Here is a 21,001-nt window from a genome sequence, read left to right on the forward strand (position 1 = left end):
AGTGTGATTGGTATAATCATACAAGGTGTACTGACTAACCTATCAAATAAACGGCGTTGATCGCAATCGTGTTATTGTTGTCCTAACGCGTTTGCTGCGCGTATCATAAAGCAAATGTTGTTTCGAGAGAACGAACTAACACAGTTTGTTTACAAAAATGCAAGGTAGTTAACATGTCTAGCGACCAACGTCGACCGAAAAACCCATCTAAAACGTCAAATAGAACATCGACGTCAAACGCTAAGTTTAACAAAAACCGTTCTAGCTCATCCGCACGCAGAAAACCAGTTAGACAAGTTAAACGTGTATCCGCGCAAGATAGAAAAATAGTGTTATTTAACAAACCGTTTGATGTATTGAGTCAATTTACCGACGGCGATGGCAGACAAACCTTAGCCGACTTTATCGATATTAAAGAAGTGTATGCCGCAGGGCGATTAGACAGAGACAGTGAAGGCTTATTACTGCTGACCAACGACGGTATTTTACAAGCAAAATTAACTCAGCCTGACTCAAAATCCCCCAAAACCTATTGGGTGCAAGTTGAAGGAGCGCCAACAGAGCAAGATCTCGATAAACTGCGCCAAGGCGTTGAGCTAAAAGATGGGCTCACGCTACCGGCAAAAGTGGAAATAATGACGGAGCCAAACCTTTGGCCACGCAATCCTCCAGTGCGATTTCGCGCTGCGATACCCACCACTTGGCTATCAATTAGCATTATCGAAGGTCGTAATCGTCAAGTGCGCCGCATGACCGCCAATATAGGCTTCCCTACCCTGCGTTTAATTCGCTACTCGATTGGTGAATATAGCTTGGGCGAACTGCCCAATGGTGAATGGAAATTGGCTTAAATAAAAAAATCCCAGCAGTGTCTAAGAAAATAGACATAAACTGGGATTATTTGTGCTGTTTGTTAACCGCGATTGTTGATACAAAATACAGCGGTTAACGAAAGTGAATTACTCACCTTCCATAAAACCAAGATCTGGTAAACGCTCAAGATGCTCAGCATAACGCTTTTCATTAAAAGTGGCGCCGTTATTGACTACATCAAACACTTCGATAGCAACGGCGCAACCTATCATCGCCACTGAATCTTCACGGCTATTACCTGTCATCATCAAACGCATTAAGGTTTCTTTTACTTTTTTAGGTTCGCCTGATTCGATTTGGTTCTCAACGATCTCCAAGAGTTGATCTTGCATTTCTTGTTCGTCTTGCATGCCTATAGCCTTTTATTTGAAAACTGAAAATAATTGCACACAGTATGCCAGAATTTGTTTACATTTTTCAGTCAATTTAAAGTGTGATTGATATCGCTGAACTGTCACACTAGCTTTGTTTCTGGTAGAATGTGCGACCGTGTTTATTTAGTGGTATTTTTGAATGTCTGACAACAGCCAAAAGAAAGTCATCGTCGGCATGTCCGGTGGAGTTGACTCATCTGTCTCTGCGTATCTTCTTCAACAACAAGGCTATCAAGTTGAAGGCCTGTTTATGAAAAACTGGGAAGAAGACGACAACGAAGAGTATTGTACAGCCGCAGAAGATCTTGCCGATGCGCAAGCGGTCTGTGACAAGCTAGGCATTCATCTGCATACCATTAACTTTGCCGCCGAATACTGGGACAATGTTTTTGAGTACTTCTTAGAAGAGTACAAAGCCGGTCGCACCCCTAACCCAGATATCCTTTGTAATAAAGAAATCAAATTTAAAGCCTTCTTGGAATTTGCCGATGAAGTGCTCGATGCTGATTACATTGCAATGGGTCACTATGTGCGTCGTACTTTCCCAAGTGCCGAAGAAATCGCAGCCGGTGAAAAACCTCGCATGCTACGTGGACTCGATGGCAACAAAGACCAAAGCTATTTCCTCTACACGTTAAGTCATGAGCAAGTGGGTCGTAGCCTATTCCCTGTGGGCGATATCGAAAAACCTGAAGTTCGCCGCATCGCGGAAGAACAAGGGTTAGTCACTGCCAAGAAAAAAGATTCAACTGGTATCTGTTTTATTGGTGAGCGCAAGTTTACCGACTTCCTATCTCGCTATTTGCCAGCACAGCCGGGCAAAATTGAAACGCCAGAAGGTAAAGTCATTGGCGAACACATGGGCTTGATGTACCACACACTTGGTCAACGTAAAGGCTTACATATTGGCGGCCAAAAAGGCGGCGGTGGTAACGAAGACCCATGGTACGTTGCTGAAAAAGATCTAAAACGTAATGTGTTGATTGCGGTGCAAGGTGCCGATCACCCGTTACTGAAGTCTGAAGGTTTATTTGCTTCACAACTTCACTGGGTAAATCGTCAGCCAATTCGTCAACCTATGACCTGTACGGTAAAAACAAGATATCGCCAAACCGATATTCCATGTACCATTATTCCTGTGGACGATGAAAACATTAAAGTGATTTTTGATGAGCCACAAGTTGCTGTTACACCAGGACAATCTGCGGTCTTTTATTTAGGAGACGACTGTCTAGGTGGCGGTATTATTGAGAAAAGAATCAAAGCATAAGATAAAGGAGTTCTTAAGTGGCAAACACAAATTATGACCGTACCATCGCTTTTGCTGGCATTTGCCAAGCTGTCGCTCTAGTTCAACAAGTGGCAAAAGACGGACATTGTAATTCTGCTGCTTTTGAAACATCCATAGCAGCCATTACTAACACTAACCCTGCGGACACTATCAGTGTCTTTGGCCATGAGCGAGATCTTAAACTCGGTCTTGAATGCTTAGCCAAAGGGTTGGATAGTTCAGTCACTGGTAACGAATTGACTCGCTATATCATTAGCCTTATGGCACTAGAGCGTAAGCTGAGTCAACGTCGCGATGCCATGTCTCAATTAGGTGACCGAATTCACCAAATTGAGCGACAATCGGATCACTTTGATCTTTTTGAAGAGCAAATGATCAGTAATCTTGCCAGCGTGTATCTGGATGTCATTAGTCCAATTGGACCTCGTATCCAAGTCACTGGCAACCCGGCTATGCTTCAACAATCTGCGGTACAAAGCAAAGTGCGCGCCCTACTCCTTTCCGGTATTCGTAGCGCGGTACTTTGGCGTCAAGTCGGTGGCAAACGTCGTCACTTAGTCTTCGGTCGCAAGAAAATGGTACAGCAGGCCGAAATACTTTTAGCACGAATTTAATGATGAGCTCGCGCATTGTCGCGAGCTTATTTTTTTGATTAAAGAAAATTAACGCAAACGTTTGCGCAATAGTAGTGACAATTCGGTTTGTTACTGGTATAAACCTCACAAAATTTAGAAACTCAACTCGGGAGAACAACATGGATCTGTCAGCATTGACTGCTGTTTCACCAGTAGACGGCCGTTACGGAAGTAAAACCATTGCACTACGTAGCATCTTTAGTGAATATGGCCTCCTAAAGTACCGTACTATCGTTGAAATTCGCTGGCTACAAAAGCTTGCAGCAACTGATGCAATTGCAGAAGTACCTGCGTTTAGCGCAGAAGCGAACCAATTCCTTGATGATGTAGCGGCAAACTTTAATGAAGAAGACGCACAGCGTATCAAAGATATCGAGCGCACCACCAACCACGATGTTAAAGCGGTTGAGTACTTCCTTAAAGAGAAAGTAGCGGGTGTACCTGAGCTTCACGCTGTAAACGAGTTCATCCACTTCGCTTGTACTTCAGAAGATATCAACAACACTTCTCACGCTCTAATGCTTAAAGAAGCACGTGAAACTGTTATTCTTCCTGAAATCAAAAACATCATCGATGCAATCAAAGCACTTGCTGTTGAATACCGCGACATCCCTCTTCTATCTCGTACACACGGTCAGCCAGCTTCCCCATCTACTATGGGTAAAGAAATGGCTAATGTGGCGTACCGTATGGAGCGTCAATACAAACAAATCGAAAGCGTTGAAATTTTAGGTAAAGTAAATGGCGCAGTAGGTAACTACAATGCTCACCTATCTGCTTACCCAAGTGTCGATTGGCACCAGTTCGCACAAGAGTTCATCACTGAATCTCTAGGCGTAACTTGGAACCCATACACAACGCAAATTGAACCTCATGATTACATCGCAGAGTTGTTTGATGCAGTAGCACGTTTTAACACCATCTTGATCGACTTTGATCGTGACGTGTGGGGCTACATCGCACTAGGTCACTTCAAGCAAAAAACCATTGCTGGCGAAATTGGTTCTTCAACCATGCCGCATAAAGTGAACCCTATCGACTTTGAAAACTCTGAAGGTAACCTTGGTCTTGCCAACGCTGTATTCGGTCACTTAGCACAAAAACTGCCTGTCTCTCGCTGGCAGCGCGACCTAACAGACTCAACAGTACTTCGTAACCTAGGTGTGGGTGTTGGCTATGCAATCATCGCTTATACTTCTACCCTAAAAGGCATTAGCAAATTAGAAATTAACGCTGATGCACTGCTGGCTGAGCTAGACAAGAACTGGGAAGTATTAGCTGAACCTGTACAAACAGTGATGCGTCGTTACGGCATTGAAAAACCATACGAGAAGCTAAAAGAGCTGACTCGTGGTAAACGTGTTGATGGCGAAGCTATGCGTAACTTTATTGACGGCCTTGAACTTCCAGAAGAAGAGAAAGCACGCCTTAAAGAGATGACGCCAGCTAACTACATCGGTCAAGCTGTAGAGCTAACTGACAAGCTATAATTTGATTTTTTATAGCCTCTAAAAACGAAAAACCTGAATCTTTTACAGATTCAGGTTTTTTTTCATCTATTGAAACTATGTCAGGCTAAAAAGCGCTCTTGAACATCTCAATATATTTACCTGCTGCAATATCCCAACCAAAATCTTGATTCATTGCGCGCAGTTGTACTTCAGCGAACGCTTTTGGTTGTTGCAGGTACATGATCAGTGCACGTTGCATACAAATCAGTAGCTCTTCTGCTGATGGTTCGCGGAATGCAAAACCAGTACCGGTACTTGGATCAGTGTCATAGTCATTCACTGTATCTTTTAATCCGCCGACGCTACGCACAATCGGCAGTGTGCCGTATGCCATCGAATAGATCTGATTCAAGCCACACGCCTCAAATTCAGACGGCATTAGGAAGAAATCCGAACCCGCTTCAACCAAATGAGCCAAACGGTTGTCGTACGCTTCAATAAAGGCAAATTTATCACGGTATTGCTCAGATACTTCACGAAGCTGAGCGGCAATTGACGGATCGCCAGTACCGATAATGACCAACTGTACGTCATTTCTTAAGAAACGCTCAAGAATCGGCAGAATATAGTGGAAGCCTTTTTGGTGAGTTAAGCGACACACCATACCAAACATCGGCAGTTTTTCTTCCGGAAGGTTAAACTCTTGCTGTAGTGCCAATTTATTGGCCGCTTTACCCGCTTTAAAACTGGCTTTGGTTGCTTTGAACTTTTTGACCAAATACTGATCAGTAGACGGATCCCACTCACTGTAATCACAGCCATTAACGATGCCACAAAAATCAGCAGAACGTGATACGAAATCATTGACTAGTCCGTGCGAGCCTAGCGGAGTCTTTAGCTCTTCGGCGTAATTTGGGCTCACTGCATTAACTTTGTCAGCGTATTGAATACCTGCACGTAGCATACTAATGCAATCATCACCGTAGTTCACTGAACTGCGTTCTACCTGACTCAGCTCAGGAATAATGCTCACTTCATTATAAGAATAGATACCTTTAAACAAAGCGTTGTGCACAGTAAGCGCACTCTTAATGTCTTTATAAAACTCGTTATTCGCAAAACGCGTTTTTAATAGAAAAGGAACTAAACCTGTGTGCCAATCGTTGGCATGAATCACATCGGGTTTAATATTTAACTTAGGCAGTGCATCTAAACTGGCCGCAGAAAAAAATGCAAAACGTTCGCCATTATCTGCATAAGCCTGATTGCGCTCAGCGTACAGTTCTGGACGATCGTAATATTTTGCACACTCAAACGCGTACACAGGAACACCATCTAATTCAAGTTGGCGAACTTGATACGGAGTATGTGGGAAGTGATCGAGTGTGGTAGAAAGAACCACAGGGCTCTGCTCAAAGTTAGGCAGTTTTGTATAACCCGGAATCGCAATCGCGATATCTGAACCTAAATTTTGTAGTGCCTTAGGCAGTGCCTTACCTACATCAGCCAAGCCTCCGCTTTTTACTAATCCTTCAGCTTCGGAGACGGTAAACCAAACTTTTAATTGTGACATTTTGGGGGAAATCCTATTTTTCATTTGAGCTGTTGACAGCTTCTGCTTCGATAGATTTGATTCGCATCATTTCTAGGCAACTTTAACATAAAAAACAATCGATTGCGCTAATATGGAGGGCTAATAAAGCCGTGAACAAATCATAACATTATCTTTTAAACACCAAGGCAGTTAAATAACTAAACCATTGAATTTGAAGACTTAAATAACAAATAAGGCAAAGAAAAGGACAACGGCAGTTGATCGAGAGGAACACCTTGATACAAAAATGCCCAGCACTATGGCTGGGCATTGAAATTATTATGTTTTACTAGTGATTACCAGTAAACGCGAGCACCTACGCCCCAAGAGAAACCGCCGTCAACTACAGCTACACCAACAAACTCATCAGATGCTTTGTTTGTGAAACCTAGAGTACGACCGTCTTGGTATGCTGCTTCAACGTATAGACGAGTAAAGCTGTTGAAGTGGTAGTCAGTACCTACGTAAATTACTGTAGAAGTATCTTCGTCAGCAAATGCTGGGTCTAGAACAGCAGTATTTTTTAGGTCTTGATCTGTGTATTCAAAACCAGCATACGCAGTTGCGTTGTCAGCCCAGTCAACTGTACCCGCTAGAGAGTAACCGTTGATAGTTGCTGAAGCGCTTTCAACTTCAATTTTAGTGTTGTAGTAAGTGAAGCCAATAGATGCGCCGCCGAAATCATAAGCTACTGTACCTTCGTAGTACGTATCTTTTAGTTCAGGAACTGCAGCATCAGTATTGTCTTTAACTTGACCGAAACCAACGTGAAGGTCTAGACCTGCAACATTACCACCAACGAATACTTCCATTAGATCTTGGTTAGAATCGTCTTCGTTCAAACCGTAGTTCGCTGCTACGAAGAAGTTTTCAAGGTCTAGGTTGTACTTGATTAGAGAGTCATGGCTTGCACCGCTCACGTTAGAGTAACCTAGAGCAGAACCACCGAAGAAGTATGAGTAATCAGCACCGTAGATGTCATCAGAAACAGTCCATTGCTGACCAAATTTGAATGTACCGAAGTCTGTAACAACACCAAGAATGTGTTGACGAACATTTACATCACCAGAGCCAACTCCAACTTCAACAAGACCCATAATACCTAGGCCATCAGTGATAGTGTAGTCTGCTGTAACTCCCATGCGAGAAGAACCAGCACCAAGAGTAACTTTACCATCTTGTGCGCCGTCAGCTAGAGAAACAGAATCATCAGTTCCTTTAAGTTCAGTTCGTAATTGACCGTAAAAGTCTACTGAACCTTTCTCAGCTTTATAGATTTCTGCAGCGTTAACAGAAGTTGCAGCTAGTGAAGCAACTGCTAGTGCTAATAGTGTTTTTTTCATGTTAATTTACGTCCTTATTCCTTTAACTCGAACCCTATGTGATTCTTTAGTTTATTTAGTTATTTTTATAATCATCCAGAAGGCGAGATCTCTTCGTATCTGCTTCCCCTCTGAAAGTGTTGTTACATTGCAATTTTTATAAAGCAGTGTCAACACAAGCTAAAAGAACAAAAATAAAACTAAAAACACTTTAAAAACAATAAGATAGCCATATTCAAGTCGTCAATTCACATTTTTATACATTTACGAAGCACAGACTTAACAACTCTTTTAATTGCACTTTTATCAAAATAAAATTCCAAATATGGAATAGAGACCAGAATATTCAGCCAATCAATAAGCCCTTAGTTTCACAGTGAAAGTATTTATATCTACAAGGGAAGTAATAGGACATGGAGTATGAAGATTTAAAGTTTGCCATTTCAGATGACGCTTTTGTGATTAAGGTCACGTAAATTCTTTATTGGACTACATTCTTCTACGGGCGATCTCGCCGTTATAGATGTGTTATTATGGCGACAGCATGTCACTGTCTGATTAAAAATGAACCCAAAAATCCAACAAGCAATACGCCACAGTTACAAGAATCTGCATGACCAATTGGATAATTTTATTCCCCGTCGAGCCCAAAATTACTTAGTAGCAGAGATCACTAAAACCCTTTGTGGTGAATACCACAAAAGTAATCGTTTAATTGTTGCTGAAGCGGGTACAGGGATAGGTAAATCCCTCGCCTATTTGATGGCGGCTATTCCTGTGGCAAAATTTAACAACCGTAAAGTGGTTATTTCTACAGCCACAGTTGCCCTACAAGAACAGCTTATAAACAAAGATTTACCCTTATACCGTCGCTTGGTGGATTTCGAGTTTTCGTTTATTTTGGCCAAAGGGCGTCAGCGTTATTGCTGCGCAGAGAAACTGGCAGCAGCATCAGGTGCCGATGATAGCCAAATTGCCATGTTTGAGACTAAGCCAAAAAAATCAGATATCGACCTACTAGAAAGAATGTACAAAGCGTTGTCTGAAAACAAATGGGATGGCGACCGAGACTCTTGGCCAAAACCCATCAAAGATGATGTATGGCAAAGTATTGTCAGTGACAAACACAGTTGTAATAACGGTCTGCCCGCACATAGAGGCTGTCCATTTCAAAAAGCACGCTCAGAACTGGATAAAGCCGATGTAGTTATCGCTAACCACAGTTTAGTCATGGCCGATTTAGATCTTGGTGGAGGCGTCATTCTCTCAGAGCCTGAAAATACCATTTATGTATTTGATGAAGCGCATCATTTACCTAAAGTGGCACGCGATCACTCTTCGGCATCTGCCAGTTTAAAAGGCGCAGCCGCATGGCTAGAAACGCTCAATAAAAGCAGCTCTAAAATTGCCTCGCTAGCCGATGCAAAACGTGTCGACCGTTTTCTTACTGAGTTGCAGAACTCAATTGCTGAGATCATCCCAAGTTTAAATAATGTCGCGCGTCAATTAGACCCCGCCGGTTTTAAAGAGAACCGATTGCGCTTTGAACACGGTGAATTACCGCAATGGTTAGTAGAACAAAGTAAAGAGCTAAAAACCGTTTGTACTAAAGCGGCTCAAGCACTGGCTAAGATAACCGACCTAATCAGTGAAAGAATAAAAGATGGCGAAGTATCCCCTCGCCTAGCAGAACCTGCTCTTGCCGAAGCCGGCTTCTTTTTACAAAGACTCGAGAATTTAGCCAAGGTTTGGCATTTAATGGCCGAACCCTCACGTGACAAAGGAGCTCCCCTTGCCCGCTGGATTGAAACCAATCCCGAGCGAGAGCTTGATTTCGTAGTCAGTGTCTCTCCTTTAGAAGTAGGTTGGTCTCTTGATCAGCAACTATGGAGCAAATGCGTAGGTGCGGTATTAACCTCGGCAACATTGAGAGCATTAAACTCGTTTAACTTCTTTTGTCAGCAAAGTGGCGTAAGTTACGCCCAAGAAGACGGCACTCAATTTTTAGCATTGGCTTCTCCCTTTGACTATCAAGCTAATGCCGAGCTTATCGTCCCAAAAACAAAGTACGAACCTCAAGCACCTGAATTTACCGATTACTTAAGCAAAGAGCTGATTAATTGGCTGGTGGCGGATAAAGCAAATTTGGTTTTGTTTGCTTCCTATTGGCAAATGAACCAAGTCGCTGATGCAATGCAAACCGAACTCACCAAAAAAGGTTGGCAATTGCAGGTACAAGGTGACAGTTCTCGTATAGAAATCATCAAAAACCACAAGAAAGCGATTGATAAAGGTAAAACCAGTATTTTATTTGGTACCGGTAGCTTCTCTGAAGGTCTAGACTTACCGGGTAACTTATTGGAAAACTTGGTGATCACTAAGATCCCGTTTGCGGTTCCGACCTCTCCAGTCGAAGAAGCGCACGCAGAGTATATTGAAAGCCGTGGCGGAAACCCATTTATGCAAATTGCGGTGCCTGAAGCGAGCAAGAAGCTCATCCAATCAGTGGGTAGATTACTGCGTAAAGAACAAGATTCTGGTAGAGTCGTCATTTTTGACCGTCGCCTCGTGACAAAACGCTACGGCAAAGCATTATTAGACTCATTACCCCCTTTTAAACGGCGCATCGATTAGGATAAGTTCACGACTCAATGGAATATATAGAACCAAGCATGTTGCTCATATTAGCAATCGTTGCTTTTGTAGCAGGCTTTATTGATGCGGTGGCAGGTGGCGGCGGAATGTTGACCGTCCCTGCACTGCTATCTATAGGACTGCCTCCGCATATTGCGTTAGGCACCAATAAATTGGCGGCCTCATTTGCCTCGTCAACCGCAGCATTTACTTACTATAAGAAAAAACTGTTTAAACCAAAGCTATGGCTGCCCACATTTATTGCCACCTTAATTGGCGCAACTTGCGGCACCTTATTCGTTGATTCCATTTCCACTGAATGGTTAGAAAAAGGCTTACCGCTGATTATTTTAGCGGCTGCACTGTACACAATTTTTTATAAAACACCTGATGCAAATAAAAATGCCATGCCAGACCCCAGCACTAAGCACAATGTCGCTCAAGTTACCCAAGGCTTTAGTTTAGGTTTCTATGACGGTATGGCCGGCCCTGGAACCGGCGCTTTTTGGACCGTCAGTAGTATGGCGCTGTACCGCCTTAACATATTGCTTGCCTCAGGGTTGGCAAAAGCGATGAACTTTACCAGTAATTTCACCTCTTTATTAATGTTTGCCTACCTTGGACATATTGACTGGTTGCTTGGGCTTACGATGGGATTTTGCTTAATGTTAGGCGCTTACTTTGGCGCTCATTCAGCCATTCGTTTTGGCGCTAAGTTCATTCGACCGGTATTTATTACTGTGGTGACTATCCTAGCGGTCAAGCTGGCTTATAACGCTTGGTTTGTTGCTCTATAAGGCTATATACATGAGTCAAATTTCCCAGTTAAAAGAAAAACTTGCTCAAATGTCTCACAGCGCTACCCAATTAGATAAACAGCGTGGTGAACATCATCAAGCCCTATTCGATAGTAGCTTGTTTCATTGTCGCTCTAAGTTATTACACCCTTGTGTGGTTGAAACCACACAGACTTACGAGTCGATCTTGCGTGAACAACAACATGGGCGCTTAACCAAAGAGCGAGCAGAATACTTATCAGAGCGTTTATTGGCACAAATCAGTGCCATTACCCGAGAATTATCGACAGCGCATTTTCGCAAAGACGAGCCTAAACACAAAAGTTATTATCGAAAACCGATTAATGCTTTCTATCAAGATTTAGCCAAGCATAAAGAGTGGGAACGCCAGTTGATGGAAATGGTTATCGATCGCCAAAACGCCTTAGATAGCGCTTTAGGTTTTAATCAAGGACAAGCTCAACAAGCACTATTGACCGCTGAACAGCGCCTACAACGATGTCGAGAAGCCATCATTAGAATTGAAAAACAGATTACCTACAAGGAGCAGCATCAATAATGAGTGAACCCACATCTCCTTTAGACAATGCACCTGACGATGTAAAACTGGCGGTTGATCTTATCTATTTACTCGAGTCCAACGAGGTGGATATTGAAACCGCGTTGTCGGCTTTAGAAATGGTCAAAAACGACCTACTCAGCAAGCAACAGCAAACTTAAATTAGACCTTAGATTCATGGAATGACAGAATGAAAATCATTAGTTTCAACATCAACGGCCTTAGAGCCCGACTTCACCAACTGCAAGCCATTATCGACAAACATCAACCAGATGTGATCGGTTTACAAGAAATCAAAGTTCACGATGAAGCCTTCCCTATCGAAGATGTCGAAGCGATGGGATACAAGGTCTATCACCATGGTCAAAAGGCGCACTATGGCGTCGCAATGCTGTGTAAAAAAGAGCCTATTTCGGTACAAAAAGGCTTTCCAACCGACAACGAAGATCATCAAAAACGCATGATCATGGTCACGGTTGAAGATGAAGTAGGCCAACCTGTGACTATACTTAATGGTTATTTCCCACAAGGCGATAATATCGCTCACGAAACCAAATACCCATACAAACGTCAGTTTTACAAAGATCTCATGAACTATCTCACCACTTATCACAACAGTGACGAACAACTGGTGGTCATGGGCGACATTAATATTAGTCCGATTGACTTAGACATCGGCATTGGCGAACCTAACCGCAAACGCTGGCTAAAAACAGGTAAGTGTTCATTCCAACCAGAAGAGCGTGAATGGCTAAAAACATTAATGGATTGGGGATTTGAAGACACTTTCAGAAAACTGCAACCAGAGGTAAACGATCGCTTCTCATGGTTTGACTATCGCTCTAAGGGCTTCCCAGATAACCGAGGTCTGCGTATTGATGTAGTGCTCGCCACGCCAAGCTTAGCCGCCAAATGTATCGAATCAGAAGTAGATTACGAGCTGCGCGGTATAGAAAAACCATCGGATCACGCGCCAATATGGGCAACGTTTAAGTAATACGGACGTTGTCATTAATGGATAAAAACAAAAAACCGAATCTTGAAAGATTCGGTTTTTTGTTTGTTATACGTAACCTGCGTTATCCATCACTTTGATTCAAGAGGTCTTAAATAGGCTAAGAAACGTTTTTCCAGATTTTTAAACGTAAACAAAATGATAAAGCTGAGACACATGTAAAACAGACCAGCAGTTAGGAATGCTTCAAACGGCGCATAATAGCGTGAGTTAACCAAGCGAGCAGCGCCAGTTAAATCAAGAATGGTGATAATACCTGCCACTGCTGAGCCATGTAGCATAAAGATCACTTCATTACTGTAGGCAGGTAAAGCGCGACGTAACGCACTTGGCAGTATGATGCGACGGTAAGTAGCAAACGGGCTCATACCATACGCCTTAGCCGCTTCTACTTCCCCTTTAGGCAAACCATTAATCGCACCGCGAATAATTTCAGAGGTATAAGCCGAGGTATTCAATACAAAGGCAATTAACGCACAGAACCAGGCATTTTCCCATAACGTGTCTTTTACTGGGTAAAACTGGTCCATACCGTAGTAAATAAGGTACAGCTGAACTAACAGCGGCGTGCCACGGAAAAAGTAAATAAATGACCACGTTGGCGCAACCAAAAACCAGTTTTTGCTGTTTCTAGCAATCGCTAATGGGATCGCAATACAGATACCCATAATGAGTGACAAGCCTACCAGCCATGCGGTTGTGTATAAGCCTTCGATATAGACATCGATACTATCGAGGATAACAGAGAAATCCACGCTTACTACCTCGCTTGAATGCTAAATTTGCGTTCCACAAGTTTGAGTAAACCTGTCGATACTGCAGTGAAAATTAAGAAGATGATAGAAACGGCCATATAAAAGGTAAATGGCATTTTAGTGGTGCCTGCGGCCAGAGAACTGACGCGAACCATATCTTCCAAACCAATAATAGAAACCAAAGCAGTGGTTTTTAATAACACTAACCAGTTATTACCAAAGCCTGGTAAGGCGTGTCTTATCATCTGCGGCAAAAGGATTCGTCGAAATGCTAAAACTGGACTCATGCCATACGCTTTACCCGCTTCTAGTTCACCACTGTCCACTGCCATAATCGCACCGCGGAAGGTTTCGGCCATATAAGCACCAAAAATAAAGCCAATGGTCAAAATACCGGCAATATAAGGGCTCACATCAATATAGTCTGGAAGATAAGACACCCACTCATGGCTTGGATCACTGGCAGTGAAGTAGTTATTCAGCCATTCGTTCACCGCATACAAACTATTGTTAAGTAGTATTTGTCCACCAAAGAAGATAAGCATCATTAACACGAGATCGGGGATACCACGGATGATGGTGGTGTAAAGCGTTGCGATGCCACGCAAAACTCGAAATGAAGACAGCTTTGCCAATGCACCTAACATACCCAGCACAACAGCAAACAATAGCGATAGCAAAGCTACCTGCAACGTTAGCCAAGCTCCACTTAAAATTGAGGCTTCATAACCCTGCAAATCAAACATAATTATTTTTAAACTCTATCATGGTTATTCCATCACCCCATTGATGACATGTTTTTTGTTCATAATGCTTTAATACCAATCGTACTAAATAACTGGTCATTCTAGCTTGTTAAAATGCTCTAGCTCTGATCACTTACTTAGTGTGATTGGTATAACTTAAAAAAGTAGGCGCAAAACATTATGAGTAAAAGTAATGTCGATAGCCCGAGAGAACGGTTCTCTCGGGCTATCGTATTTATTTAAAGTGACTTATTGTCCGTATACGTCAAAGTCGAAGTATTTGTCTTGTACTTGTTTGTAAGTGCCGTTAGCACGTACTGCATCAATGGCTTTGTTCAGCTTCTCAGTAAGATCTTTATCTTGTTTACGAGTTGCAATACCAAAGCCTTCACCAAACCATTTTGGATCGGTTAGCGTAGGACCTACGAACTCATACTTGTCACCTTCAGCGGCATTAAGTACGCCTTCTTCAAGTGCTGTCGCATCGCCTAATACTGCAGAAATACGACCGTTAGCAAGATCTAGGTAAGCTTCATCGAAAGAGCCGTAACGTACGATTTCAACTTCGCCGCCGTAGTTGTCCGTTAGGTACTTATCGTGCGTAGTGGCACGTTGCACACCGATTTTCACGCCTTTTAGACCTGCTTTAGAGAAATCTAGGTTTTCGCCTTTTTTAGCAATGAATTTATTTGGAACAAGAGCGTATTTGTGGGTAAAGTCGATTTTCTTCTTACGTTCTTCAGTAATCGACATTGCGGCGATGATCGCATCGTATTTACGTGCTAGAAGAGAAGGAATCATGCCATCCCAATCTTGAGCAACAAGGACACATTTCACTTGCATCTCTTTACAAAGAGCGTGTGCCATATCCACATCAAAACCACTTAGTGACCCGTCTGCTTCTGTTTTGCTAAATGGAGGATAAGCTCCTTCAATAGCAAAGCGGACTTGTTTCCATTCCTTGGCTTGTGCAAAACCTGAAAGTGCTGTTGCCGCCAGTGTTGCGGCTAGTAACCACTTTTTCATATCCATACTCCTGTGATTTCGGTGTTTTTGTGTTGTGTTTAAGTGAGCGCTTTAATGCACTTCGGTTAGTAAATTGATGAGATAAATTGTTGTAGTCGTTCAGACTCTGGATTAGTAAACAATTGAGCCGGATCCCCTTGCTCTTCTACTAATCCTTGATGTAAGAACATCACGTGATTTGAGACGTCTCGTGCAAACGCCATTTCGTGCGTTACCACAAGCATAGTGCGGCCTTCTTCAGCAAGATCGCGCATAACGCCTAGTACTTCACCCACTAATTCTGGATCAAGTGCTGAGGTCGGTTCGTCAAATAGCATGACTTCTGGATCGACCGCTAACGCACGAGCAATTGCCGCTCGTTGCTGCTGTCCACCAGAGAGGTGACCTGGGTAATAGTCTTTTCTTTCGTATAGCCCTACTTTTTGTAAGAGCTGTTTGGCTTTTTCTATCGCTTGCGCTTTAGGGACACCTAGAACGTGCACAGGTGCTTCGATGACATTTTCAAGAACAGTTAAGTGCGACCAAAGGTTAAAGCCTTGGAACACCATCGCTAAACGTGAACGAATACGCTGAACTTGTTTTGCGTTAGAAGGGTATGCTTCGCCAAGACGGTTGTTTTTCATCTCGATCAATTCACCATTTACCCAAATTTCTCCTTTTGTTGGAGTTTCGAGTAAATTAATGCAACGAAGAAAAGTACTTTTCCCTGAACCAGAACTGCCAATTATAGAGATTACATCACCTTTGTGTGCTTCAAGTGAGATGCCTTTTAGCACGTCATTTTGTCCAAAAGTTTTATGCAGATTGTTAATAGTAAGCGCGGATACATCCGTCATGCGCTGGGTTCTCCCTATAATCCTAGTGTCAGCCTGTGTTGATGAAAGAAAGGTATCATTTGCAAAACCGTTTAGCAATGACCTAACTGTGTGACTTTTCAGGATATTTAGTCACAACTTATGCCTATATATCTATCTTGTATATTATAAGTCAGATAAATGTACTAATAACAACGTCTTACTTAACTACAAATGTAAATGAAAATACCAAAAAGTCACTAAATATTTACAAACAAGCAACAAAACCCAGCTCTGTTTATCGTGAATCTTGCTCGCATTTTTAAACTGACAACTTCTAGATCTCAACCGAAATTGATATGCAACAAAGAATAACGGAACATACATTCCCTATAATCTGAGCCCACTGAGACTTTTGTAACAGTAGTTTTCATTAACTGATCAAGATCAATTGTTCAGGGGGGTACCCTTGTTACACTCTGCCGACAATTCAAATTTAATTAGTATTTTTAAAAATTTTGCTTAATTAATTTCCGATATTCACGTGCTACATCGCCATAAATATGCGAAATTAGCACGTCGCGAAACAATACGCGCAAAATGTTCATCTAGACTAGATTAATTTTTATCCAATACCTAACGAGGATTTTATGTCCGACGCTGCCAACAACAAGCAGTCTGATACTGAAGAAAAAAGCTATTCAGAACTGCATAAACCAGCCTCAGAATTCGCAACTCGATCTGACTATTTAGATCACGAACTTCAAATTATGAAGCCACGCCGCTTTGGTTTAAACCTTCCTGGCCGTGATTTTCGCTTCGAACTGGAAGATTTAGTTCCAGCACTAGCAGGTACGATTGGCATCATTGCAATGTACTCTGCAGTTATGATGTCTTGGGCTGATGGCCTAACACAAGCATGGGATCACGTTCATTTAGGCAAAGAGTTTGCTATTGAAGTTGCTCGTGTTGAAATGCTAATTCCTGCCCTTCTATTTTGTGTTCTTGCTTCTGGGTTTGTGAATCCACGTGCCAACTTGGCCGGTAACCACGGTCCAATGATTCCATTGATTGGTTCTATCGCACTAGCGGGTGCTCACCCACTAGCACTAGCAATCTTAATTGGTGTGTTCGGTCTTATTCTGAGCTTCCTTAAAGGGGGTTCCAAACTGGTCAACTTGACCTCGGAAGGTACCGCCGGTGGCTTATTAATGTTCCTCGGCTTCTCCGGGACCGTAAGTCAGATTGGTGATATCCAATCTTGGGCTGTAGGTCTTGAATCTGCGCACGTTGCTGCGGGCAGTCTTGGTTATGTTGGTTTAGTGGTACTGGGCGTTAACATTGCTATTTATGCATACCTTGCAAAAATTGGTATGCGTTGGTTAGCGATTCCGGTTTGTGCTATTGCTGGATTGATCATTGCGCTAGGTCTAGGCGCTGGCTTCGACTTAACCTTCGAAACACACATGGGTATACCAAACCTAAACCCTGTTTACTGGTGGGGCAGCACTGAGCAAGGTTGGCAATTAGGTCTTCCTAACGTAGAACACTTTATTGCATCACTACCGTTTGCAATTCTAGCGGTTGCTATGTGGTCTCCTGATTTCCTAGGTCACCGTATCTTCCAAGAATTAAACTATCCGAAGAAAACTGAAAAAGTACTTATGGACGTTGATGACACTATGACTATGTGTTCTATCCGTCAGATGGTAGGTACTGCTGTTGGTGGTGGTAACATCACTTCTTCTTGGGGTACGTACATGATTCCTGCGGCTATCGCAAAACGCCCTATCCCAGGTGGTGCAATCCTACTTGGTCTAATGTGTATTGTGGTTGCAATCCTAGGTTTCCCTATGGATATCGCAGTATGGCCTCCAGTAATGCGTATTGCTCTGCTAGTAGGTGTATTCCTACCGCTACTTGAAGCGGGTATGCAAATGGTTCGTGAAACGAAAGATTCACAAGCTGCAGGTATCTGTATCTTTGCAGCTATCGTGACTAACCCAGTACTGGCTTGGGCACTAACCATGTTCCTAGATAACAATGGCCTAATTGGTGATAAAGAGCGTGCTGCACGCCTATCATTTGTTGATAAGATCATCATTCCAGTCAGTGTATTTGTTATCTGTCTAGTGGCTATGCTGGCAGTAGGTATGCTTGAACCGCAATACGGTTTAAAAGCGTTCCTTTAATCGAAATTTTTGGGTAGTGCTTACGCACTACCCTTTTTTTTTACTTTGAAGTTTGATTACTTTCCCATATTCGACTAAATATCATTGAGCCTTTTGGAAAAACGATCAGATTTTGGTTACAAAGATTTCAAAAAAACCCTTTTATTAATTTAGTTTAAAACTTATAATTATTTTTGAGGGATATAAGTGACAATATGAATAAGCATCATTTGATAGTGAACTTATTCACATTGTTATTAATCTTAAGAGTGCTGTGTCAACATTGACACTTAGCTAGCCAATTTTGGGTAGTGGGACGGCACGTATTTTTGCTACTAATAAGGTAGGTACATCATGGCAGAGCAATTTGCTAAAGCTTGGGAAGGTTTCGCTGAAGGTCAATGGCAAACCGAAGTTAACGTTCGTGAATTCATTCAAAAGAACTACACCCCGTTTGAAGGCGACGAGTCTTTTCTTGTAACTGAAGGTACTGAAGCAACTAACACGCTTTGGGCTAAAGTTATGGAAGGCATCAAGCAAGAGAACAGCACCCACGCTCCTGTAGATTTCGATACTTCTGTTATCTCTACCATCACGTCTCATGACGCTGGTTACATCAACAAAGATCTTGAAACAATCGTTGGTCTTCAAACTGAAGCTCCTCTTAAGCGTGCTCTAATCCCGAACGGCGGTATCCGCATGATCGAGGGTTCTTGTAAAGCTTACGATCGCGTTCTAGATCCTGAAGTTAAAAAAATCTACAGTGAATACCGTAAAACACACAATGCTGGTGTTTTCGATATCTACACTCCTTCAATCCTAGCTTGTCGTAAATCAGGTGTTCTAACTGGTCTTCCAGATGCTTACGGCCGTGGTCGTATCATTGGTGACTACCGTCGTATTGCTCTATACGGTATTGACTTCCTAATGAAGGACAAAAAAGCTCAATTCACTTCTCTACAAGAGAAAATGGAAAAGGGCGAAGACCTTCAAATGACTATGCAACTTCGTGAAGAACTTGCAGAGCAACATCGTGCTCTAGGTCAAATCAAAGAAATGGCAGCAACTTACGGCTGTGATATCTCTGAGCCAGCACAAACTGCACAAGAAGCAATCCAATGGACTTACTTCGGTTACCTAGCAGCTGTTAAATCTCAAAACGGCGCGGCTATGTCTCTTGGTCGTACTTCATCTTTCCTTGATATCTTCATCGAGCGTGACATTGCTGCTGGCAAAATCACTGAAGTACAAGCTCAAGAAATGATTGACCACTTCGTAATGAAGCTACGTATGGTTCGTTTCCTACGTACTCCTGAATACGATGAATTGTTCTCTGGCGACCCAATCTGGGCAACAGAATCAATGGGTGGTATGGGTCTTGACGGACGTACACTAGTTACACGTACTAACTTCCGTTTCCTAAACAGCCTATACACTATGGGTCCTTCTCCAGAGCCAAACATCACTGTTCTTTGGTCTGAGCGCCTACCTGACGGCTTCAAACGTTTCTGTGCTAAAGTATCTATCGATACTTCTTCTATCCAGTACGAAAACGATGACCTAATGCGTCCTGACCTTGAGTCTGATGACTACGCAATCGCTTGTTGTGTATCTCCAATGGTTGTTGGTAAGCAAATGCAGTTCTTCGGTGCTCGTGCTAACCTTGCTAAAACTATGCTTTACACTATCAACGGTGGTATCGATGAGAAGTCTAAAGCTCAAGTTGGTCCAGCAATGCCTAAGATCACTGAAGAAGTTCTAGACTACGATGACCTAATGGATCGTATGGACCACTTCATGGGTTGGTTGGCTACACAATACGTGACTGCTCTAAACGCAATTCACTACTCACATGACAAATACAGCTATGAAGCAGCTCTTATGGCTCTTCATGACCGTGACGTTAAACGTACTATGGCATGTGGTATCGCAGGTCTTTCTGTTGCAGCTGACTCACTATCAGCAATCAAATACGCTACAGTTAAACCAGTTCGTGACGAAAATGGCGTAGCTATCGACTTCGAAATCGAAGGCGACTACCCTAAATTTGGTAACAACGATGCACGCGTTGATGACATCGCATGTGAACTTGTTTCTACATTCATGAACAAAATCCGTAAGCTTAACACTTACCGTGATGCTATCCCTACTCAGTCTATTCTTACTATCACTTCAAACGTGGTATACGGTAAGAAAACTGGTAACACTCCAGATGGTCGTCAAGCAGGTGCTCCTTTTGCTCCTGGTGCTAACCCAATGCACGGTCGTGACGAGAAAGGTGCTGTAGCGTCTCTAACTTCAGTTGGTAAACTACCATTTGCTGATGCACAAGACGGTATCTCTTACACTTTCTCTATCGTTCCTAACGCTCTAGGTAAAGAAGAAAGCAGCCAACGTGCTAACCTTGCTGGTCTAATGGATGGTTACTTCCACCATGAAACTGCTGTTGAAGGTGGTCAACACCTTAACGTTAACGTTCTTAACCGCGAAACTCTACAAGACGCAGTTAAGCACCCAGAGAAATACCCTCAGCTAACTATCCGTGTATCGGGTTACGCTGTACGTTTTAACTCTCTAACAGCTGAACAACAAGCAGACGTTATCGCTCGTACATTTACTGAGTCTATGTAAGTTTAATTACTTCATAAACTAAGTACTGCTAATATTGAAACCTCGCTTCGGCGAGGTTTTTTTTGTTTAACCTTTCGCTCAATCACACCTCAAGCGAATCATGATTTAGATCTAAATGAACGTGTAAGCTTTACACTTTATTTCCTTACTTTTCTTTACAAGATATTCTTAAAAATCCATACAAAAACAAACATTTAAATCTATACTGAAGTGTGGCTTTATGACGTTTACACTCGTCATATGTCCCAAAATTGGTATATGACAACCTGCTGAGCCTCTCTAGCAATACCGAAAGCCAAATTGATAGCAATAACAGTCATAAAGTGATCAGAG

General features: G+C 42.5%; 18 protein-coding genes. 11 read left to right on the forward strand and 7 right to left on the reverse strand.

All coding sequences use genetic code 11. The features are described 5' to 3' along the window. Window positions 1-173: 173 nt before the first annotated feature. Window positions 174-851 carry a pseudouridine synthase gene (locus tag VHA01S_RS16775; RefSeq protein WP_023405535.1) on the forward strand — a complete coding sequence of 226 codons (678 nt, stop codon included), beginning with the start codon at window positions 174-176 and terminating at the stop codon, window positions 849-851. 108 nt (window positions 852-959) lie between these two features. On the opposite strand, the gene VHA01S_RS16780 is transcribed toward VHA01S_RS16775, so the two are convergent. Beyond that, window positions 960-1,223 (reverse strand): hypothetical protein, encoded by a 264-nt coding sequence (locus VHA01S_RS16780; protein ID WP_023405536.1) that lies wholly within the window; start codon window positions 1,221-1,223, stop codon window positions 960-962. A 163-nt stretch (window positions 1,224-1,386) separates the two neighbouring features. Between VHA01S_RS16780 and mnmA the strand changes: the two genes are divergently transcribed. The 3 genes from mnmA to purB all read left to right on the forward strand — a co-directional run bounded on the left by mnmA (window position 1,387) and on the right by purB (window position 4,663). Further along, window positions 1,387-2,517, forward strand: coding sequence for a tRNA 2-thiouridine(34) synthase MnmA (mnmA, locus tag VHA01S_RS16785; protein WP_023405537.1), 1,131 nt, complete (start codon window positions 1,387-1,389; stop codon window positions 2,515-2,517). A gap of 17 nt (window positions 2,518-2,534) precedes the next feature. Beyond that, the gene (gene hflD / locus VHA01S_RS16790; protein WP_023405538.1) at window positions 2,535-3,152 is read left to right on the forward strand and encodes a high frequency lysogenization protein HflD; all 618 of its coding nucleotides are present in this window, start codon (window positions 2,535-2,537) and stop codon (window positions 3,150-3,152) included. 140 nt (window positions 3,153-3,292) lie between these two features. Continuing rightward, the gene (purB, locus tag VHA01S_RS16795; protein ID WP_023405539.1) at window positions 3,293-4,663 is read left to right on the forward strand and encodes an adenylosuccinate lyase; all 1,371 of its coding nucleotides are present in this window, start codon (window positions 3,293-3,295) and stop codon (window positions 4,661-4,663) included. 85 nt (window positions 4,664-4,748) lie between these two features. On the opposite strand, the gene glgA is transcribed toward purB, so the two are convergent. Both glgA and VHA01S_RS16805 read right to left on the reverse strand, forming a co-directional pair. Then, window positions 4,749-6,197, reverse strand: coding sequence for a glycogen synthase GlgA (gene glgA / locus VHA01S_RS16800; protein WP_023405540.1), 1,449 nt, complete (start codon window positions 6,195-6,197; stop codon window positions 4,749-4,751). Window positions 6,198-6,514: 317 nt separating this feature from the next. Continuing rightward, entirely contained in the window at window positions 6,515-7,561 is a 1,047-nt protein-coding gene (locus VHA01S_RS16805) for a porin (protein ID WP_023405541.1), read from the reverse strand. A 543-nt stretch (window positions 7,562-8,104) separates the two neighbouring features. Here VHA01S_RS16805 and dinG point away from each other — a divergent pair. From dinG to xthA, 5 genes are read left to right on the forward strand one after another with little or no spacing between them, the layout of a single operon-like run. Then, entirely contained in the window at window positions 8,105-10,174 is a 2,070-nt protein-coding gene (dinG, locus tag VHA01S_RS16810) for an ATP-dependent DNA helicase DinG (RefSeq protein ID WP_023405542.1), read from the forward strand. Between the two features lie 17 nt (window positions 10,175-10,191). Next, window positions 10,192-10,971, forward strand: a complete 780-nt coding sequence (locus VHA01S_RS16815) for a sulfite exporter TauE/SafE family protein (protein ID WP_023405543.1) — start codon at window positions 10,192-10,194, stop codon at window positions 10,969-10,971. Window positions 10,972-10,981: 10 nt separating this feature from the next. Further along, complete coding sequence (locus VHA01S_RS16820) at window positions 10,982-11,530, forward strand: primosomal replication protein (RefSeq protein ID WP_023405544.1); 549 nt, start codon at window positions 10,982-10,984, stop codon at window positions 11,528-11,530. Then, window positions 11,530-11,691: a pleiotropic regulatory protein RsmS gene (gene rsmS / locus VHA01S_RS16825; RefSeq protein WP_023405545.1), complete on the forward strand. Its 162-nt coding sequence runs from the start codon at window positions 11,530-11,532 to the stop codon at window positions 11,689-11,691. Before VHA01S_RS16820 ends, rsmS begins: the two co-directional genes overlap by 1 nt. Before the next feature lie 29 nt (window positions 11,692-11,720). Beyond that, on the forward strand, window positions 11,721-12,527 hold the full coding sequence (gene xthA, locus VHA01S_RS16830; RefSeq protein WP_023405546.1) for an exodeoxyribonuclease III: 807 nt from the start codon (window positions 11,721-11,723) through the stop codon (window positions 12,525-12,527). A gap of 89 nt (window positions 12,528-12,616) precedes the next feature. On the opposite strand, the gene VHA01S_RS16835 is transcribed toward xthA, so the two are convergent. The 4 genes from VHA01S_RS16835 to VHA01S_RS16850 all read right to left on the reverse strand — a co-directional run bounded on the left by VHA01S_RS16835 (window position 12,617) and on the right by VHA01S_RS16850 (window position 15,908). Then, window positions 12,617-13,300, reverse strand: a complete 684-nt coding sequence (locus tag VHA01S_RS16835) for an ABC transporter permease (protein WP_023405547.1) — start codon at window positions 13,298-13,300, stop codon at window positions 12,617-12,619. Window positions 13,301-13,305: 5 nt separating this feature from the next. Continuing rightward, complete coding sequence (locus VHA01S_RS16840; RefSeq protein WP_023405548.1) at window positions 13,306-14,046, reverse strand: ABC transporter permease; 741 nt, start codon at window positions 14,044-14,046, stop codon at window positions 13,306-13,308. 249 nt (window positions 14,047-14,295) lie between these two features. Further along, the gene (gene aotJ, locus VHA01S_RS16845; RefSeq protein WP_023405549.1) at window positions 14,296-15,072 is read right to left on the reverse strand and encodes an L-arginine-binding protein AotJ; all 777 of its coding nucleotides are present in this window, start codon (window positions 15,070-15,072) and stop codon (window positions 14,296-14,298) included. Window positions 15,073-15,137: 65 nt separating this feature from the next. Further along, the gene (locus VHA01S_RS16850) at window positions 15,138-15,908 is read right to left on the reverse strand and encodes an ABC transporter ATP-binding protein (protein ID WP_023405550.1); all 771 of its coding nucleotides are present in this window, start codon (window positions 15,906-15,908) and stop codon (window positions 15,138-15,140) included. A gap of 608 nt (window positions 15,909-16,516) precedes the next feature. Between VHA01S_RS16850 and VHA01S_RS16855 the strand changes: the two genes are divergently transcribed. Beyond that, complete coding sequence (locus VHA01S_RS16855) at window positions 16,517-18,058, forward strand: DUF3360 family protein (protein ID WP_023405551.1); 1,542 nt, start codon at window positions 16,517-16,519, stop codon at window positions 18,056-18,058. Window positions 18,059-18,391: 333 nt separating this feature from the next. Beyond that, window positions 18,392-20,668, forward strand: a complete 2,277-nt coding sequence (gene pflB / locus VHA01S_RS16860) for a formate C-acetyltransferase (RefSeq protein ID WP_023405552.1) — start codon at window positions 18,392-18,394, stop codon at window positions 20,666-20,668. Window positions 20,669-21,001: the final 333 nt, after the last annotated feature.

Source organism: Vibrio halioticoli NBRC 102217, from assembly GCF_000496695.1.
Lineage (GTDB): Bacteria > Pseudomonadota > Gammaproteobacteria > Enterobacterales > Vibrionaceae > Vibrio > Vibrio halioticoli.

Bases quoted from the DNA above. Each gene is read 5' to 3' on its own strand.
- VHA01S_RS16840 (WP_023405548.1), bottom strand. From the start codon at position 14,046: ATGTTTGATTTGCAGGGTTATGAAGCCTCAATTTTAAGTGGAGCTTGG.
- VHA01S_RS16805 (WP_023405541.1), bottom strand. From the start codon at position 7,561: ATGAAAAAAACACTATTAGCACTAGCAGTTGCTTCACTAGCTGCAACT.
- dinG (WP_023405542.1), top strand. From the start codon at position 8,105: ATGAACCCAAAAATCCAACAAGCAATACGCCACAGTTACAAGAATCTG.
- VHA01S_RS16815 (WP_023405543.1), top strand. From the start codon at position 10,192: ATGGAATATATAGAACCAAGCATGTTGCTCATATTAGCAATCGTTGCT.
- aotJ (WP_023405549.1), bottom strand. From the start codon at position 15,072: ATGAAAAAGTGGTTACTAGCCGCAACACTGGCGGCAACAGCACTTTCA.
- pflB (WP_023405552.1), top strand. From the start codon at position 18,392: ATGGCAGAGCAATTTGCTAAAGCTTGGGAAGGTTTCGCTGAAGGTCAA.
- rsmS (WP_023405545.1), top strand. From the start codon at position 11,530: ATGAGTGAACCCACATCTCCTTTAGACAATGCACCTGACGATGTAAAA.
- VHA01S_RS16820 (WP_023405544.1), top strand. From the start codon at position 10,982: ATGAGTCAAATTTCCCAGTTAAAAGAAAAACTTGCTCAAATGTCTCAC.
- xthA (WP_023405546.1), top strand. From the start codon at position 11,721: ATGAAAATCATTAGTTTCAACATCAACGGCCTTAGAGCCCGACTTCAC.
- mnmA (WP_023405537.1), top strand. From the start codon at position 1,387: ATGTCTGACAACAGCCAAAAGAAAGTCATCGTCGGCATGTCCGGTGGA.
- VHA01S_RS16780 (WP_023405536.1), bottom strand. From the start codon at position 1,223: ATGCAAGACGAACAAGAAATGCAAGATCAACTCTTGGAGATCGTTGAG.
- VHA01S_RS16855 (WP_023405551.1), top strand. From the start codon at position 16,517: ATGTCCGACGCTGCCAACAACAAGCAGTCTGATACTGAAGAAAAAAGC.
- glgA (WP_023405540.1), bottom strand. From the start codon at position 6,197: ATGTCACAATTAAAAGTTTGGTTTACCGTCTCCGAAGCTGAAGGATTA.
- purB (WP_023405539.1), top strand. From the start codon at position 3,293: ATGGATCTGTCAGCATTGACTGCTGTTTCACCAGTAGACGGCCGTTAC.
- VHA01S_RS16775 (WP_023405535.1), top strand. From the start codon at position 174: ATGTCTAGCGACCAACGTCGACCGAAAAACCCATCTAAAACGTCAAAT.
- VHA01S_RS16850 (WP_023405550.1), bottom strand. From the start codon at position 15,908: ATGACGGATGTATCCGCGCTTACTATTAACAATCTGCATAAAACTTTT.